Raw genomic sequence first — 16,287 nt, 5'->3', positions numbered from 1 at the left:
CCCCGCGGAGGCGCTGGTGACCACCACCGCACCCACAACCGGCCGGGATGTCCTCCGCAACGCCATCGCCGGACAACGGAAATCCGTCGTCGCCGCCTCCTTCCTCGCCGCGGGTCACCAAGGCGGTGAAGCCCTCGTCCCGGTAGTGGTCGGCGTCGTGCTGGACCGCGCTGTCGGCGACAGTTCGGTGCCCACCCTGCTCGGCTGGCTAGGCGTACTCGCCGTCGTCTTCCTCGTGCTCTCCTACAGCTACCGCTTCGGCGCGCGCGCAGCCGAGCGCGCGTCCGAACGCGCCGCGCACGAGATCCGGCTCGCGGTCAGCCGTCGAGTCCTGCACCCTCGCGGCGGAGCGGAAAACGGCTCGCTCGCTGGGGAATTGGTGAGCGTCGGGACCTCGGACGCCCGCCGGGTCGGGATGATCAACGCCGTGCTTCCATTCGGCATCGCCGCGCTCGCCGGACTGGTCGTGAGCGCGGTCGTGCTCCTCCGGATGTCGGTGCCGCTCGGGCTGCTCGTCCTCCTCGGCACCCCGCCGCTGCTCTTCCTCGCCCATCTCATCGGCAAACCGCTGGAGAAGCGCAGCGAACTGGAACAGGAGCGCGCCGCGCACGCCTCCGGTGTCGCGGCCGACCTCGTCAGCGGGTTGCGGGTGCTGAAGGGCATCGGCGCGGAACCGGCGGCGACAGCCCGGTATCGGCGCACCAGCCGCGATTCCTTGCAGGCGACCATCCGCGCGGCCCGCGCCCAGGCGTGGCACAACGGCGCGTTGCTGGCGCTCACCGGGATCTTCATCGCGATCGTCGCTCTCGTCGGCGGCTCGCTGGCGGCTAACGGCGAGATCTCCGTAGGCGACCTGGTCGCCGCCGTCGGACTGGCCCAGTTCCTGCAGACCCCGTTCACCATCTTCGCCTGGGTCAACGGCCAGCTCGCCCAGGGCCGCGCCTCCGCCGGACGGGTCGCCGCCGTGCTCAGCGCGCCTCCGGCTGTCCTGGAAGGAACCGGCGAGCTACCCGCCCCAGCCCGTGGCAGCGTGACCTTTTCCGCGGTGTCGCACGGAAAACTCCACGATCTCGACCTCACCGTCCCGCCCGGCGAGCTGCTCGGCATCGTCACCAGCGATCCCGCCACGGCCACCGATCTCCTCGACTGCCTCGGCCGGTTCGCCGATCCTCGCGGCGGCACCGTCCACGTCGACGCGGTCAATCTGTCCACTGTGGACCCTGATCGAGTCCGCGACGTCGTCCTCGTCGCCGCACACGACACCGATCTGTTCGAGGGCACCGTGGAAGACAACGTCCGCGGCGGGATGCCCGCCGTCCCCGACGGAGTGCTCACCGCCTCCGCCGCCGACGAGGTCGCCGCGACTCTCCCGTCCGGCACCGCCACGACGGTCACCGAACGCGGACGATCGCTGTCCGGCGGGCAACGGCAACGCGTCGCCTTGGCGCGCGCCCTCGCCACCGACGCTCCGGTCCTGGTGCTGCACGATCCGACCACTGCCGTCGACACCGTCACCGAAGCCCGCATCGCCACCGGAGTCGCGCAACTGCGCCGGAACCGGACGACGATCGTGGTCACCACCAGCCCGGCCTTGCTCGCCGCGACCGACCGCGTGGTGCTGATCGAAGGCGGTCAGGTCGTCGCGGAAGGCAGCCACGCCGAACTGGTCCGTGCCGAGGCGGTTTACCGAGCGGCGGTGCTCTCATGACCGAACGCGAACTGCTGCCCGTCGCCGCCGGACCGCGCATCCGGGCCGTCTTGCTCGATCTGCTGCGCCAAGCGAAAGGCCGCGCCGCCGGGTCGTTCGCCTTCGTAGTCGGTGCGACCGCGATCGGCCTGCTCACTGCTCCCCTGCTCGGCCGCGTCGTCGATCTCGTAGCCACCCGGCAGCCCGCGTCGGCGCTCGCGTACCCGGTCGCCGGGCTGGTCGTGGTCGCCGTGACGTCCGCGATCGCCACCGCCATCGGCGTCTCGATGCTCGCCCGGCTCGGCGAAACCATGCTCGCCGACCTGCGCGAACGGTTCATCGACCGCGCCCTCGGCCTGCCGCTGGAACAGGTCGAAAAAGCCGGCTCCGGCGACCTGACCACCCGCGTGACCAACGACGTCTCCGTCGTCGCCGAGGCAGTCCGGCAAGCGCTGCCCGCGCTGGCCCGTTCGGTGCTGACGATCGTGCTGACCCTGGTCGCGATGGCGATCCTCGACTGGCGTTTCCTCGCCGCGGCTCTGTTGGCGGTCCCGATCCAGCTGCACACCGTCCGCTGGTACGTCCGCCGCGCGACCCCGCTGTACGCTGCCCAGCGAGCCGCCGTCGGCGCTCAGCAGCAACAGCTTCTCGACACCATCGGCGGCGCCAAGACCGTCCGCGCGTTCCGTCTCGCGGACGCGCACGTCGACCGGGTCCGCGAACGGTCGAACGGCGCGGTGAAGCTGGCCCTGCGCGGCGTCCGCCTCGGCACCCGGTTCTACGGACGGCTGAATCTCGCCGAATTCGTCGGGCTATCCGCGGTACTCGCGGCCGGTTTCCTCTTGGTGGGCGCGAATTTGGCGACAGTCGGCGTCGCGACCGCAGCCGCGCTGTACTTCCACAGCCTCTTCGGGCCGATCAACACCGCACTCGCGCTGGTGGACGACGCACAGGCGGCAACCGCGAGCCTGTCCCGGCTCATCGGCGTGGCAGATCTCCCCGCACCCGCCGAACCGAGCAGGGTGTGCCGTCCGGTCGACGCGTCGGTGAAGGCCGTCGACATTGGACACTCCTATGTGGACAACCATCCCGTGCTTCGCGACGTCGATCTCGAAGTCGCGCCGGGCGAGCGCGTCGCGTTGGTCGGGGCCAGCGGGGCGGGGAAGACGACACTGGCGAAGCTGATCGCCGGAATCCACCAGGCCAGCAACGGCACGGTGTCGATCGGCGGTGTTCCGCTCGACCAGCTCGGCCCGGCCGCCACTCGGCGCGCGGTGGCGTTGATCAGCCAGGAAGTGCATGTCTTCAGCGGCCCGCTGGCCGACGATCTCCGCCTCGCCGCTCCCCAGGCCAGCGACGCCGAGTTGCAGGCTGCGCTGGCCAAGGTTGGTGCTGCCGAGTGGGTCGAGGCGTTGCCGGAGGGGCTCGCGACGGTCGTCGGCGAGGGCGGGCACCGGCTGACCGTCACACAGGCTCAGCAACTCGCGCTTGTTCGGTTAGTGCTCGCGGATCCAGCGGTAGCGATCCTCGACGAGGCGACGGCCGAAGCGGGCAGCGCGGGGGCGAAAACACTGGAAGCCGCCGCAGCCGCCGCGCTCGAAGGCCGCACCGGCCTGATCGTGGCGCACCGCCTGACCCAGGCAGCCGCTTCGGACCGCATTGTCGTCCTCGACGCCGGTGCGGTGGTCGAATCGGGGACACACGACGAACTGGTCGCGGCAGGCGGACGGTACGCCACCCTCTGGACCGCCTGGTCCGGCTTGCGCAGCACGGAGTGAGCCGTTGCCAACCTGCTCACGCGCACGCGGTGTTGTCCGGTGCGCGGCCGGGCTATGCGGCGTATCCGCCGTCGATCCTCAGCACCGCGCCGGTGACGTAAGAGGCCTGCGGGCTGGCGAGGAAAACGACGCCCGCGGCGATCTCCTCCGGCCTGCCGTACCGCCCCATCGCCGTGGTGGAAAGGAACATGGACGCGGCCGGACCGTCGGCGGGGTTTCCTTCGGTGTCAACGAACCCGGGCTGGACGACATTGACCGTGATACCCCGGTGCGCCAGATCGCGGGCCGCGCCCCGGCTGAAGCCTTCGAGAGCCGATTTCGTGCCCGTGTAATACGCCATCCCCTGGAAACCCGCCCGAGCGGCCACCCCCGAGCTGATGCTGACGATCCGCCCGCCGTCCGGCAGCAACGGCACCGCCGCCTGGATCCCGGCCACCACGCTGGTGTAGTTGACGGCGAGCTGCCGCTCGACAGCGGCCCGGTCGGGCAGCTCGCTGCCGACGAGATCGCCGCCGCCCGCGGCCGCGTTGTTGACCAGGATGTCCAGCCGCCCGAACAGCTCGGCCACCCGCCGGATCAAGCCCGCTGCCTGCGCCGCGTCCGCCTGGTCGGCCCGGAAAGCCGCCGCGCGCACCCCCTTCGCCTCCAGCTCGCCGACCACGGCCTCGGCCCGATCCGCCGAGGCCGAGTAGCTGATCGCGACGTCGGCCCCTTCGTCGGCCAGCGCCAGCGCCGACGCGGCACCGATCCCCCGCGACCCGCCGGTCACGATCGCCACCTTGCCGTTGAGCTTCCCCATGTGCTTCCCGCTTTCTCTGGCCTCGACCTGCTGCGGAGTTCTTGACCGCGCGGTCCACCATAAGGATGGTGGACCGCGCGGTCAAGAACCTTTACCCTGGTCGGCATGGCACGTCCGCGCATGTTCGACGAGAAGCAGGTGCTCAACGCCGTCCGCGAGCAGTTCTGGGACGCCGGTTACGCCGCGACCTCGCTGGAAGACCTGATGCGGGTCAGCGGACTGGGCAAAGGCAGCCTGTATGCGGCGTTCGGCGACAAGCGCCAACTCTTCCTCCGGGCGCTGCGCGGCTACACCGACGAAAACCACGACCGGCTCCGGGAAGCCCTCGCCAAGTCACCGCGGGCCCTGGACGCACTGCGCCTGCTCCTCGAGGTGCCGGTCGACGACCCCGGCACGCGGCGTGGCTGCCTGATGGCCAACAGCACGTGCGAACTCGGCAACGCCGATCCGGAAGTCCTCGCCCACGCCCACCGCACCTACGAAACGTCCACCTCGCTGATCGCCGACTGCGTCGGCCGGGCCCAACGCGAGGGCGACCTGCCGGCCGACGCGGATCCGATCGCACTGGCGCGGTCCCTCCTGGCCGCGCAACAGGGGCTCGTCTTCATGAGCCGGACCGGACTGGACGCGGCCACACTCACCGCCACCGCACACTCGCTCGCGGCCCAGCTCCTGCCGGACCGCACCGGCGACTGAACCGACCGGCGCGCCCGGATCGTCCGCCCTCAGCGCCGGACGTTCCGCGTCAGCAAGCACCAAGCCCACAAGCGGGACGCGCAGGTCATCGCCGACCCGATCGGACGGCTCGCGCGGATCTCGCCTGCGCCCGATCCGGCAGCGGCCAGGCGAGCCGCAGTCCTGGGCGAGGAACTCTGGATGCACACCGGATTCCCCACCCAGGCTTCAGGATTCCTGCGCCCTGATCAGCGAAAGCGGACGCAGATCGGTCCAGGTCTGCTCGATGTGGTCCACGCACGCTTGCCGCGCGTCCGGGCCGAACGTGGTCCGCCAGCCGTCCGGCACAGCCACGAAGTCCGGCCACAGGCTGTGCTGGCCCTCGTCGTTCACGAGCACCAGGTAAACGCCGTCGGGGTTCTCGAACGGATTCGTCATAACTCAGTCCTTCCCTGCGCGCTCAGCGAATCCCGCTCACCGCGTACTCGACCGGGTCAGCCCCGGCCGCTCGTCGATCCACAATGGACTGCAGGATCTCGCCTACCCGCACGGCTGTATTCGACAGCAGCGACGAAGTGATGCCGTGCGTGTGCTCAGTGCCGCCCTGCAGGTACAGGCCGCCACGCACGGCAGAGTCGGTCGTGATCCGGTAGTCGCGTTCGACCTTCAATCGGCCTTCCTCGTCCCTGCGGCAGTGACTCGCCAGGCCGCCGAGCAGCGACGTCGGGTCCGCGGGCAGGTAGCCCGTCGCGTAGATGACAGCGTCGGCGTCCAGCACCGACCGTTCGCCAGTCGCCAGCGATTCGACGGTCGCGCGCACGTGCGTGCCCTGGTCGGCGACCTCGACCGGACGCGAGATGTTGAACAGCCGCAACCGTTCCGCGCCGAGCACCTTCTCCTGGTAGCGTCGCCGGTACAGCTCGTCGATGAGGTCCAGGTCGACCGCGGAGTAGTTCGTCGCGCCGTGGTAGCCCATCAAGCGTTCCTTGACCGGTTCGCTTGCCGCGTAGAAGGAATCGACCGCCTGGGGGTCGAAAATCCGGTTGGCGAACGCACTGTCGTCGGCGGGACTGTAGCCGTAGCGCGCGAAAACCGCGCACACCTCGGCGCGCGGGAATTCGTCGTGCAGCAAGGCCGTGACCTCAGCCGCGCTCTGACCGGCGCCGATCACCACGAACCGCCGCGCGTCCGTGCCGCGCAACGACTCAACGCGATGCAGCAGTTCGCTGTTGTGCCAGATCCGCTCCCCAGCAACGACCCCGTCTGGAAGTTTCGCGCGCAATCCGGTTCCCAGCACCAGATTCCGCGCCCGCAGCTCGGTGATCTCGCCGGCCACGTCGGCACGCACGTCGAAATACGCGATCTCGTCGCCGTCGCGCACCGGTTCGACCGAGACGACCTCGCTGCCGTAAGAGACCAGGTCGTCGACCTTCGCCGCAGCCCATTCGAAATAGTCGTGGAACTCGACGCGCAGCGGGAACAGGGTCTTGTGGTTGATGAAATCGACCAGCCGCCCCTTCTCGTGCAGGTAGTTCAGGAACGTGAACGCGCTCGCCGGGTTCCGCATCGTCACGAGGTCCTTGAGGAACGACACCTGCATGGTCGCGGTGTCGATCAGCATCCCGCGATGCCAGCCGAACCGGGGCTGGCGCTCCAGGAAGTGCGCCGTGACCGTCTCCCCCGAGCCCGCGTTGTGCTCGGCGAGGGCGATCGCGAGCGCGAGGTTGGACGGCCCGAACCCGACTCCGACCACGTCGTACACCGGCACCCGGCTGTCCTCGGCCCCTGCTCGTGACATGAAAGTCCCCTAGCGCGGCACTGCCGCATCACCGTTCTCGACTGACCATGCTCAAGAAACCCTAACCTAACTTAGGTAAGCCTCAACTAGTACTGTCTGGGTGATGTTCGTCCCGACCACGAAAGGTGCACCGCCGATGCGCGTGGCCATGTTCGGCTACCAGACCTGGGGGCACCGCACCCTGAAGGCCCTCCTCGACGCGGGCCAGGACGTGCGGCTGGTGGTCACCCACCCGCCGAGCGACCACGCCTACGAACGGATCTGGAGCGATTCGGTCGCCGAACTGGCCGAGCAGCACGGGATCCGCACCCTGCTGCGCACCCGCCCGGACGACGCCGAACTCCTCGACGAGCTGAAGGCCGCGGACCTGGACCTGATCGTCGCGAACAACTGGCGCACCTGGCTGCCGCCGGAGATCTTCGACCTGCCGCGCAACGGCACGCTCAACGTGCACGATTCGCTGCTGCCCGCCTACGCCGGCTTCTCCCCCATCATCTGGGCGCTGATCAACGGCGAGCCGGAGGTAGGCGTCACCGCGCACATGATGAACGACGAACTCGACGCGGGCGACATCGTGGCCCAGCACGCGGTCGCCGTCGGCCCGCGCGACACCGCGACGGATCTGTTCCACCGCACCGTGGACCTCATCGAACCGCTCGTGACGGAAGCCCTCAGCCTGATCGAGTCCGGCACGGTGGTCCCGATCGCGCAGGACCGCACGAAGGCGAGCTTCTTCCACAAGCGAGCGCCGCGCGACAGCCTCATCGACTGGACGTGGTCGGCCGAGGAACTGGACCGTCTGGTGCGCGCCCAATCAGACCCGTACCCCAACGCCTTCACATACCACCGCGGCGAACAACTGCGCATCGTGCGCGCGTCGGTTTCGGACGGCCGCTACGGCGGAACTCCTGGCCGCATCTTCATCCGCGAAGGCGAGGGCGTGGTGATCGTCGCTGGCCGGGAGGCGCGGCGAGGTCAGTCGCCGGGGCTGCGGATCGAACGCGTCCGGACGGCCGATGACCGGGAGCTGGCGGCGGCGGAGTACTTCACGACTATGGGCGGATATCTCACCGACCGTCCGTGACAGCTCGTGAGTGCTGGCGCCGGTTAGAACCGGCGTAAGCACTCACGAGACGCCGGGGAGAACCGCCGCCCGCCAGCCAAAACCGGCGAAGTGCTGCCCGTCCTCCGCTGCCGTCGACCCCCGCGCCGGACACGGCGTTGCTCGGGGCTTGTGAGTGTTTATGCCGGTTAGAACCGGCATAAACACTCACAAGGGCCTGGGTCAACGCTCGGAAACCTTGCCACCGTCCACTTCCAGCCGCCGAGTCACCGAAACCGCGTCCAGCATCCGCCGGTCGTGCGTCACCAGCAGCAGCGTGCCGGGGTATTCGTCCAAAGCGGACTCGAGCTGTTCGATCGCGGGCAGGTCCAGATGGTTGGTCGGCTCGTCCAGCACCAGCAGGTTCACTCCGCGCGCCTGCAGCAGCGCCAACGCCGCGCGGGTGCGCTCGCCGGGCGAAAGCGTCGCCGCCGGGCGCAGCACGTGGGCGGCCTTGAGCCCGAATTTCGCCAGCAGAGTACGGACTTCCGCGTCGGCGAGCGACGGGACCTCATGCGCGAACGCGTCCGCCAGCGGAAGGTCGCCGAGGAACAGCCTGCGGGCCTGGTCGACCTCGCCGACCACCACGCCCGGCCCGAGCGCGGCGTTGCCTTCGTCCAGCGGCACCCGGCCGAGCAACGCAGCCAGCAGCGTGGACTTGCCCGCGCCGTTCGCGCCGGTGATGGCGACCTTGTCCGCCCAGTCGATCTGCAGATCGACCGGCCCGAGCGTGAACTCGCCGCGCCGCACGACCGCGCCCCGCAGCGTCGCGACCACCGCGCCCGCGCGCGGAGCGGCCGCGATTTCCATCCGCAGCTCCCACTCCTTGCGCGGCTCGTCGACGACCTCGAGCCGCTCGATCATCCGGTCCGTCTGGCGCGCCTTCGAGGCCTGCTTCTCGGTGGCCTCGCTGCGGAACTTGCGGCCGATCTTGTCGTTGTCGGTCGCCTTGCGGCGGGCGTTCTTGACGCCCTTCTCCATCCACGCGCGCTGCATGCCCGCCCGGGCCTCCAGCGACGCGCGGGTGTTGGCATATTCGTCGTAGTCCTCGCGAGCGTGCCGCCGCGCGACCGCCCGTTCCTCCAAATAGGACTCGTACCCGCCGCCGTACGCCTTCACCTGCTGCTGCGCCAGGTCCAGCTCCACCACGCGGTCGACCGTCCGGGCGAGGAACTCGCGGTCGTGGCTCACCAGCACGGTGCCCGCGCGCAGCCCGGTGACGAACCGCTCCAGCCGGGCGAGCCCGTCGAGGTCGAGGTCGTTCGTCGGCTCGTCGAGCAGGAAGATGTCGTAACGGCTGAGCAGCAGCGACGCCAGCCCGGCGCGCGCGGCCTGCCCGCCGGAGAGCGAAACCATCGGCTGATCCAGGTCGACGGCCAGCCCGAGATCCGCGGCGACCTCGCCTGCGCGGTCGTCCAAGTCGGCGCCGCCGAGCGCGAGCCAGCGGTCCAGCGCGGTGCCGTATGCGTCGTCGGCGCCGTCCGCGCCCGCGGTAAGCGCATCGGTCGCCGCGTCGAGTGCGGTTTGCGCGGTCGCGACACCGGTGCGTCGAGCGAGGAACGCGCGCACCGATTCGCCCTCCCTCCGCTCCGGCTCCTGCGGGAGGTGCCCGACGGTGGCCGTCGGCGGGTTGAGCCGGACCTCGCCGGATTCCGGGCGGGCCAGCCCGGCCAGCGTGCGCAGCAAGGTGGACTTGCCGGCGCCGTTGACGCCGACCAGGCCGATCACCTCGCCCGGGGCGACGACGAGATCGAGACCTGAGAAGAGAACGCGGTCACCGTGGCCGGCGGCCAGGTCCTTCGCGACGAGTGTGGCGCTCATATCGGAGCCGAGTTTACGGGCGCCGCTCGCGCCGCGTGCCGCGTGTCGGCTCCGTCACTCCGAGTGGGTACTCTGGGCGGGTTCTCGGGTCCAACAAGAGCAGTGAGGTCGGTGAAAGGCAATGGCGGAACCCGCCCCGGTCCCGTTCGGCCAGGGGAAGCAGCGGGCTCCCCGGCCGACCGTCAGCAGACGGCGCGAGGTCAGCCACGCGAGCGCGCGGTCGCTGCTGATGACCGTGCTGGGCGAGTACGTGCTGCCCCGCGACCGTCCGGTGTGGACGTCGATGCTGGTCGAATCCCTCGGCATGCTCGACATCGAGGAGAAGTCCGCGAGACAGGCGCTGGCCCGGTCCGCGGGCGAGGGCTGGCTGGTGTCCGAACGCATCGGCCGCCGCGTCCGCTGGTCCCTGACTCCGCCCGGACGGCGCCTGCTCACCGAGGGCGCCGAACGCATATACGCCTTCGGCCGCGACGCGCACGCCTGGGAGAACCGCTGGCTGATGCTGATCGTCTCGGTGCCGGAAGCGAAGCGCGACCTTCGCCACCGCCTGCGCACCCGGCTCACCTGGGCCGGCTTCGGTTCGCCGGTGGCGGGCGTCTGGGTGAGCCCGGATCCGAGCCGCGAGCCCGAGGCGCAGAAGATCGTCGCCGAGCTGGGCCTCGAAATGCAGGCGATGTCGTTCACCGCGGAGTACGGCGCGATCGGCGACCAGGAGAGCATGGTCGCGCGGTCGTGGGACCTGTCCGAGCTGACCGACCGGTACGAGGACTTCATCGACCGCTTCACCGGCGTCTCGCCCTCCGGCTCGCAGGCGGTCCTGCGCGCGCAGACCGAACTGGTGCACGAGTGGCGTCGTTTCCCGTTCCTCGACCCGCAACTGCCCGCCGAACTGCTGCCCGCGACCTGGAGCGGAGCAAAGGCAGCCGAACTGTTCCACCGCAAGCACGTGGAATGGCGGCCGGCCGCGCAGGCGTACTGGGACGAACTCACCGCGAACGAGGAGCAAGCATGACCAAGCTGGAACGCGACGGCGGGCTTGCCGTGGTCACCATCGACGAGCCGCCGCTCAACCTCTACACGCGGCCGCTGCAGGATGCTTTGCTCGACGCGATCGGCTCGCTGGAGGAAACGCCCGCCCGAGCCCTCCTGATCCGCGCCGAGGGCCGGGTCGTGAGCGGAGGTGTCGATGTCGCGCTGTTCGACGAGCAGTCTTCTCCCGCGGAAGCCAAGGTGCTCTTCGATGAGCTGCTAAGCGTCCCGGATCGCCTTGCCGCACTGCCGTTCCCGACGGTTTTCGCTGCCCATGGCCTGTGTCTGACGTGGGCTTTCGAGGTCGCAATGGCTTGTGATCTGTTGCTCGCTGCCTCGCGCGCGAAGTTCGGTCTGGTCGAGAAGGTCGTCGGCCTGACGCCCACGATGGGTGGCACGCAGCGTCTCGCCGCCCGCGCTGGCGTGGCCCGAGCGAAGGAGTTCGTGTTCACCGGAGAGCCTTTCGACGCGGCGACGCTGGAGCGATGGAACGTCGTGAACCGGGTGCTGCCGGATGAGGGTTTCGATGAGGCCGTCCGGGAGTTCACGCGGCAGCTGGCCGAAGGACCGACGCAAGCTCATGCCGCGACGAAGCGAATCCTGGCGCACTTCGAGCACGGCGGGGTGCCGGAGGCGAACGCGCATGTCACGGATATCGCCGCGGATCTGTACAACACGGAGGATCTGCGGAGCGCGGTGAAGTCGTTCCTGGTTGACGGGCCGGGGAAGGCTCGGTTCACCGGCCGCTGATCGGGTTTGCCTGTCCAGCCCTGGTCCGTGTGCGGGACCAAGGCTGGTTTCGTGGTGCCCTTGCCTGCGAACATCTCTGGCTCGGTTGATCACGACGGCGTCGTTCTTCGTCCCTCGCGCGGGGAACCTCGTTCGCCTTGCTTTTCTGGGTTTGTGCAGGTCAGGACGTAATGGAGACCTCGTTGCGGGGGTGTTTCGGGGACCCGCTAGAGTAGTCGCATCGCACTCCACGAGAGGTTCTTCGGGGAGTGAAGAGTCCGGGCTGTGGCGCAGTTTGGTAGCGCACTTGACTGGGGGTCAAGGGGTCGCAGGTTCAAATCCTGTCAGCCCGACCGGACAAGGCCACGTTCACCCAGGTGGACGTGGCTTTTTTGTTGCCCGCGATCGTCCGGGAACGGAGGAAGCCCTGGGGCCGGGCCACATTTATCCAACACCCGCCCAGGGCTTCCCCGGTCAGGCCGTCATGCGTTTGAGTGCCTGCCCGCGACGGAGGTCGAGCGCGGCGCTGCTGCTCAACCCGTTCAACGACCAGCTGTCCTGGACGCGCCTCAACCCGACGCCGTGGTCGGCGAACTCGTCGACGGCGAGCGGGCGTGGCAGTGGCTCGCCGCATCGTCGCCGACCTGACCGGCCGCAAGCACCGCCGCTGCCCGGTGATCCGGTAACCCGCCCTCCGAATCGTCTCGATCCGGGTTTGTTCCCGCAGGGTGCGTTGAAGCTGGCGGACCACGACCTCCGGGACGTTCGCGTCCGGGTCGGCTTTCGGCCCGCCCTGGTTTCCATTGCGGACGGCGGCGTTCAGACCGTCCACTGTGGATTCTCGCGTGATTCCGCGGTCGGTGTGGCCGCGATGTTCTGGAGATCGCCGGCAAACGGCCGCTTCTGCCTCGAAGCGAGCCGTCTGGTCGATCCGCGTCCGCCTGCCGATGCGGGCTCGGTGGCCGGTACGCCGCTGCGCATCCGGCTGGTGATCACGACGTGCGTCGGGTCGTGCTTGCATCTCCCCCGAGGGGAGGTGCGAGGGTGGAGACATGGACGGCGACCCCCGGTACTCGATCGGCGAGCTGGCTCGGCGGACCGGGCTGACGGTCAAGGCTGTCCGGTTCTACTCCGACCGTGGCCTGGTCGTGCCGTCCGGCCGCACCCCCTCCGGTCACCGCCGCTACGGCGTTGACGCGCTCGCACGCCTGGATCTCGTCCGGACCTTGCGCGACCTCGGACTCGACCTGTCCACGATCCGGAAGGTCGTCGAGAGCGAAGCTGCCCTTCCCGACGTCGCCGCGGCGCACGCCGAGGCGCTGGAGGTGCAGATCCGCGTGCTGCGCATGCGTCACGCGCTGCTGACGGCGGTGGCCAAGCGAGGATCCACTCCCGAGGAGACGACGCTCATGCACAAGCTGGCCAAACTGACCGAGAACGAGCGCCGCCGCCTGATCGGCGACTTCCTCGGCAACATCTTCGGCGGGCTCGATCACCCCGAATTCACCGGGATCGCCCGCTCCATGACTCCCGAACTGCCCGACAGTCCCGAGGCCGAACAGGTCGAAGCCTGGGTGGAACTGGCCGAACTGGCCCAAGACCTGGATTTCCGCGCCGTCATGCGGCGCATCGCCGAACAGCACGTCGCGGGCCGCGCCGGCGACGGCGTGCTCCGCGACCCGGCTGCGGACATCCGCGACGCCGTCGCTCCCGCCCTCGACGCCGGGATCGACCCGGCCTCGCCAGAGGCTGCCCGGATCGTTGCCGCCGTCACCTCCCGGTACCGCCCCGGCCAGCTTCCGGCGTGGCTCGACACCGTCAACGACCCACGCCGGGAGCGGTATCTCGAACTGCTCGCCGCGATCAACGGCTGGGCGGCTCCGGAGAAGCTGACACCGGTGCTGGACTGGCTTTCCGAAGCCCTGCGGCGGCAAGACCAGCGCTGCGCGCCCTGATCGCCGCGGCCGGTCCGCGCCAGGAGATCGGCGGCCTGCCGCACGTCGGGACGACGCTCCCCGCGCAGCTGTAAAGCATCTCGCCCGCGGGGATCTTCTGAGCGCTGATCACCACAAGCGAACATCCGCTTCTGCCGCATACCGGACGTTCGGGAGCGCTGCGGTGGCCGAAGAACAGCGCGACAACCCGTTTCGCCCTTCGCATTGTCGCTGCCGCCGACCTGCCGCTGGGCGGCAGTGTCCCGAATTGGACGATCTCGTCCGGTGTTTCGCCGACTGTCTGGTGCTGCGCACGGACACCTCCGGAGATCCGTCGTTCCGGAACTTGGCGGCGCGGGTGCGCGAGATGGACCTGACCGCGTACGCCACCACGACGTGCCGTTCAACCGGTTGGTGGCGGACGTCGGACCGGCATCCGTTGTTCCAGGCGCAGCTGGCTCCCCAGGACCGGCAAGCCGGACCTCTATCTCGAGTGCGTCGTGGCGTTCGGCGAACTGCCCGACACCCGGCCGGACAACGCCGACGCGCTGGTGCGGCTCGGTGTCGGCCGCCCGATCGATCCGGGCCAGGTTGCGGCGGCTGCGCTGCGGAAGAGCTTGCTGGAGTTGGTCGAAGCGCCGGAAAGTCGCGGCTCGGTTGGAGGTCTGCAGGGAGCTGATGGCGGGGCTGGTCGGGCCGCTGACCTGATCGAGGCGGTGCTGGCGGGTGGGAGAGGCTCAGTCTGTGGGCACGGAGTGGGTGGCGTCCGAGATGCACGCGCGACGGCGCGGACCACTACCCGGTGAACCGGTAGCCGACGCCGCGGACCGTCTCGATCAGGGTTTGTTCCCGCAGTTTGCGCCGGAGCTGCCGGACCACGACCTCCAGGACGTTCGAGTCCGGGTCGGCCATCCGGTCCCACGCGTGCTCGATAAGTTCCTTGCGCGGCACCGGCGCACCGGCGGCGGCCAGCAAGCGTTCGAGGACCAGGAATTCCTTCGGGGCCAGAGTCAGCAGGACGCCCGCGCGGCGCACCTCGCGGGTGCCCGCGTCGAGTTCCACGTCGCCGCGGCGCAGGATGGCCGGGCGGGTCCGCGCCGCGGGGCTCAGGCGGCACAGGCTGCGGACGCGCGCGACCAGCTCGGCCATCTCGAACGGTTTGCCGAGGTAGTCGCCGCCCAGGCGCAGGCCTTCGACCCGGTCGGCGGTGCTGTCGCGCGCGGTCAGGAACAGCACCGGCACCAGCCAGCCGGACCGGCGCCGATGTTGCACGTAGCCGAGCGAGTCGCCGGCGGGCAGCATCCGGTCGAAGACCACGCAGTCGTAGGCGTTGACGAAGAGCGCTTCGTCGGCGACCGGCAGGTCGGCCACCGCGTCCACGGCGAAACCGGCGCTGCGCAACGAAACGTCGAGGGCTATCCGCAAATTGTCGTCGTCTTCGACCACCAGCACCCGCACGAAACCCAGGTTAGCGGGCCACCGCCGCCTCGATGTCGGCGATGCTCAGGCTCCGCAGCTCGTCGAGCGTCGGCACCCGTCCGAGCAGCCGCAATCGCTGCGACTGCGACTTCCGCACGCCCTCGAACAACCGGCGCGCGTCGCGGGCGTTGCCGAAGTTCTCGTCGCCCGCGATCCGCGCGAAATGCTCCACGAGAACCGGTTCCGCGGCTCCGTCGAGTTCGTAGTCCTGGCTGGAGACCATCCGGCCGATGATGCCGAGCAGTTCGCCGGGCGTGTAGTTCTCGAACTCGATCGTCTTGCCGAAGCGCGACGCGAGCCCGGGGTTGGCGGACAGGAACCCGGCCATCTCCTTCGTGTACCCGGCCACGATCACGGCCACCTCGTCCCGGTGGTCCTCCATCAGCTTGACCAGCGTGTCGATCGCCTCCTGGCCGAAATCGCCGCCCGCCGAACCCGCCCGCGACAGCGTGTAGGCCTCGTCGATGAACAGCACTCCGCCCTTGGCCTCCTCGAAGATCAGCGCGGTTTTCTCCGCGGTGTGCCCGATGTACTGGCCCACGAGATCGCGCCGCGACACCTCCCGGAACTGTCCGTGCGGCAGCACCCCCAGTGCTTGCAGCAGCCGCCCGTACAGCCGGGCCACGGTCGTCTTCCCGGTGCCGGGCGCGCCGGCGAAGATCAGGTGGTGGCTCGCGCCGCCGACCGGCAGTCCCGCGTTCCGCCGCCATTCGTTGACCTGCAGTTCGTCCACCAGCGAGCGCACTTCGGCCTTGACCCGCGGGAGGCCGACCATCGTGTCGAGTTCGGACAGCAGTTCGTCGGGGGCCCCGCCGCCGGAACCGGCCGGTCCGGTGGCTTCGACCACGGCCGGGTTCGCGCCGTCGGCCACGGAAATGCCCGGTTCGGCGGTGTTTTCCGTCCGGCACTCCTCGATCGTGCCGCCGCATCCGGCCGCGAAGGCGATGCCGACGCCGCGCGAATCCCGGACGGTGCAGTGCCGGAGCACCGGCGCGCTGTGCTGAGCCACAGCGATCCCGTCCGAGCCGGTCCGCGAAATCTCGCAGTTTTCCAGTACCGGACGGCTGTATTGGTAGACGTACACCCCGCGCAGTCCGCAGTCGGTCACGGTGCAGCCGCGCAACACCGGTGCGGCCCCCATGCCGATGACGACGCCGTCGCCAGTCACTTCCTCGATGACGGTGTCCACCAGCCGTCCCGGACTGCCCTCGATCACCACGCCTTGCTCGACAGCTTTGAGCGAGCAGCCCGTCAATTCGAACGCTGCCGTCCCCTCGATCCGCACCGCAGGTCCGCGTCCGCCGGTGATCGAGCAGCGGCGCACGACCAGTTCCACATTCTCCGCGGCCAACGCGGCCGCCTCACCAGCGTGCAGCTCGATCCCTTGCAGCGTCAGGGATGCCCGGACCGCGTGCAGCACCGGATGATCCGCTCCGGCACCGTCGACGATCACCTG

General features: G+C 69.6%; 13 protein-coding genes and 1 tRNA gene. 8 read left to right on the top strand and 6 right to left on the bottom strand.

Annotation, left to right across the window (positions count from 1 at the left end; translation table 11 throughout):
* Nucleotides 1-16 precede the first annotated feature (16 nt).
* On the top strand, nt 17-1,708 hold the full coding sequence (locus D0D37_RS41445) for an ABC transporter ATP-binding protein (RefSeq protein WP_116206042.1): 1,692 nt from the start codon (nt 17-19) through the stop codon (nt 1,706-1,708).
* Entirely contained in the window at nt 1,705-3,465 is a 1,761-nt protein-coding gene (locus tag D0D37_RS41440) for an ABC transporter ATP-binding protein (protein ID WP_116206041.1), read from the top strand. The genes D0D37_RS41445 and D0D37_RS41440 overlap by 4 nt, the downstream gene beginning before the upstream one ends.
* 52 nt (nt 3,466-3,517) lie before the next feature.
* On the opposite strand, the gene D0D37_RS41435 is transcribed toward D0D37_RS41440, so the two are convergent.
* Nucleotides 3,518-4,264: an SDR family NAD(P)-dependent oxidoreductase gene (locus D0D37_RS41435; RefSeq protein WP_116206040.1), complete on the bottom strand. Its 747-nt coding sequence runs from the start codon at nt 4,262-4,264 to the stop codon at nt 3,518-3,520.
* Between the two features lie 105 nt (nt 4,265-4,369).
* Between D0D37_RS41435 and D0D37_RS41430 the strand changes: the two genes are divergently transcribed.
* On the top strand, nt 4,370-4,960 hold the full coding sequence (locus D0D37_RS41430; protein ID WP_116206039.1) for a TetR/AcrR family transcriptional regulator: 591 nt from the start codon (nt 4,370-4,372) through the stop codon (nt 4,958-4,960).
* A 207-nt stretch (nt 4,961-5,167) separates the two neighbouring features.
* On the opposite strand, the gene D0D37_RS41425 is transcribed toward D0D37_RS41430, so the two are convergent.
* Nucleotides 5,168-5,377: an MbtH family protein gene (locus D0D37_RS41425; RefSeq protein WP_116206038.1), complete on the bottom strand. Its 210-nt coding sequence runs from the start codon at nt 5,375-5,377 to the stop codon at nt 5,168-5,170.
* A 22-nt stretch (nt 5,378-5,399) separates the two neighbouring features.
* The gene (locus D0D37_RS41420; RefSeq protein ID WP_116206037.1) at nt 5,400-6,737 is read right to left on the bottom strand and encodes a lysine N(6)-hydroxylase/L-ornithine N(5)-oxygenase family protein; all 1,338 of its coding nucleotides are present in this window, start codon (nt 6,735-6,737) and stop codon (nt 5,400-5,402) included.
* A 136-nt stretch (nt 6,738-6,873) separates the two neighbouring features.
* On the opposite strand from D0D37_RS41420, the gene D0D37_RS41415 reads away from it, so the two are divergent.
* Entirely contained in the window at nt 6,874-7,821 is a 948-nt protein-coding gene (locus D0D37_RS41415; RefSeq protein WP_116206043.1) for a methionyl-tRNA formyltransferase, read from the top strand.
* Nucleotides 7,822-8,022: 201 nt separating this feature from the next.
* Here the strand turns inward: D0D37_RS41415 and D0D37_RS41410 are convergent, their stop codons facing one another.
* Nucleotides 8,023-9,660: an ABC-F family ATP-binding cassette domain-containing protein gene (locus D0D37_RS41410; RefSeq protein ID WP_116206036.1), complete on the bottom strand. Its 1,638-nt coding sequence runs from the start codon at nt 9,658-9,660 to the stop codon at nt 8,023-8,025.
* 121 nt (nt 9,661-9,781) lie between these two features.
* Between D0D37_RS41410 and D0D37_RS41405 the strand changes: the two genes are divergently transcribed.
* From D0D37_RS41405 to D0D37_RS41390, 4 genes are all read left to right on the top strand, one after another.
* Nucleotides 9,782-10,672, top strand: a complete 891-nt coding sequence (locus D0D37_RS41405; protein WP_116206035.1) for a PaaX family transcriptional regulator — start codon at nt 9,782-9,784, stop codon at nt 10,670-10,672.
* Nucleotides 10,669-11,439 (top strand): enoyl-CoA hydratase/isomerase family protein, encoded by a 771-nt coding sequence (locus tag D0D37_RS41400; RefSeq protein WP_162834729.1) that lies wholly within the window; start codon nt 10,669-10,671, stop codon nt 11,437-11,439. Before D0D37_RS41405 ends, D0D37_RS41400 begins: the two co-directional genes overlap by 4 nt.
* 258 nt (nt 11,440-11,697) lie before the next feature.
* Nucleotides 11,698-11,771: transfer RNA gene (locus D0D37_RS41395), tRNA-Pro, on the top strand.
* A 699-nt stretch (nt 11,772-12,470) separates the two neighbouring features.
* Nucleotides 12,471-13,373 (top strand): MerR family transcriptional regulator, encoded by a 903-nt coding sequence (locus tag D0D37_RS41390; RefSeq protein WP_116206033.1) that lies wholly within the window; start codon nt 12,471-12,473, stop codon nt 13,371-13,373.
* A 774-nt stretch (nt 13,374-14,147) separates the two neighbouring features.
* On the opposite strand, the gene D0D37_RS41380 is transcribed toward D0D37_RS41390, so the two are convergent.
* Together D0D37_RS41380 and D0D37_RS41375 are read right to left on the bottom strand one after the other, a co-directional pair.
* A complete protein-coding gene (locus D0D37_RS41380) occupies nt 14,148-14,810 on the bottom strand; it encodes a response regulator transcription factor (protein ID WP_116206031.1) in 663 nt (220 codons plus the stop codon).
* A gap of 10 nt (nt 14,811-14,820) precedes the next feature.
* Nucleotides 14,821-16,287, bottom strand: a 1,467-nt coding sequence (locus D0D37_RS41375; protein WP_116206030.1) for a right-handed parallel beta-helix repeat-containing protein, incomplete at its 5' end; no start/stop codon positions are given.

Origin of the sequence: Amycolatopsis circi (genome assembly GCF_003385235.1) — a bacterium.
Classification (GTDB): Bacteria; Actinomycetota; Actinomycetes; order Mycobacteriales; family Pseudonocardiaceae; genus Amycolatopsis; species Amycolatopsis circi.
Note: the sequence above shows the minus strand (reverse complement) of the source record. Positions and strands in the feature narration are given on the sequence as shown.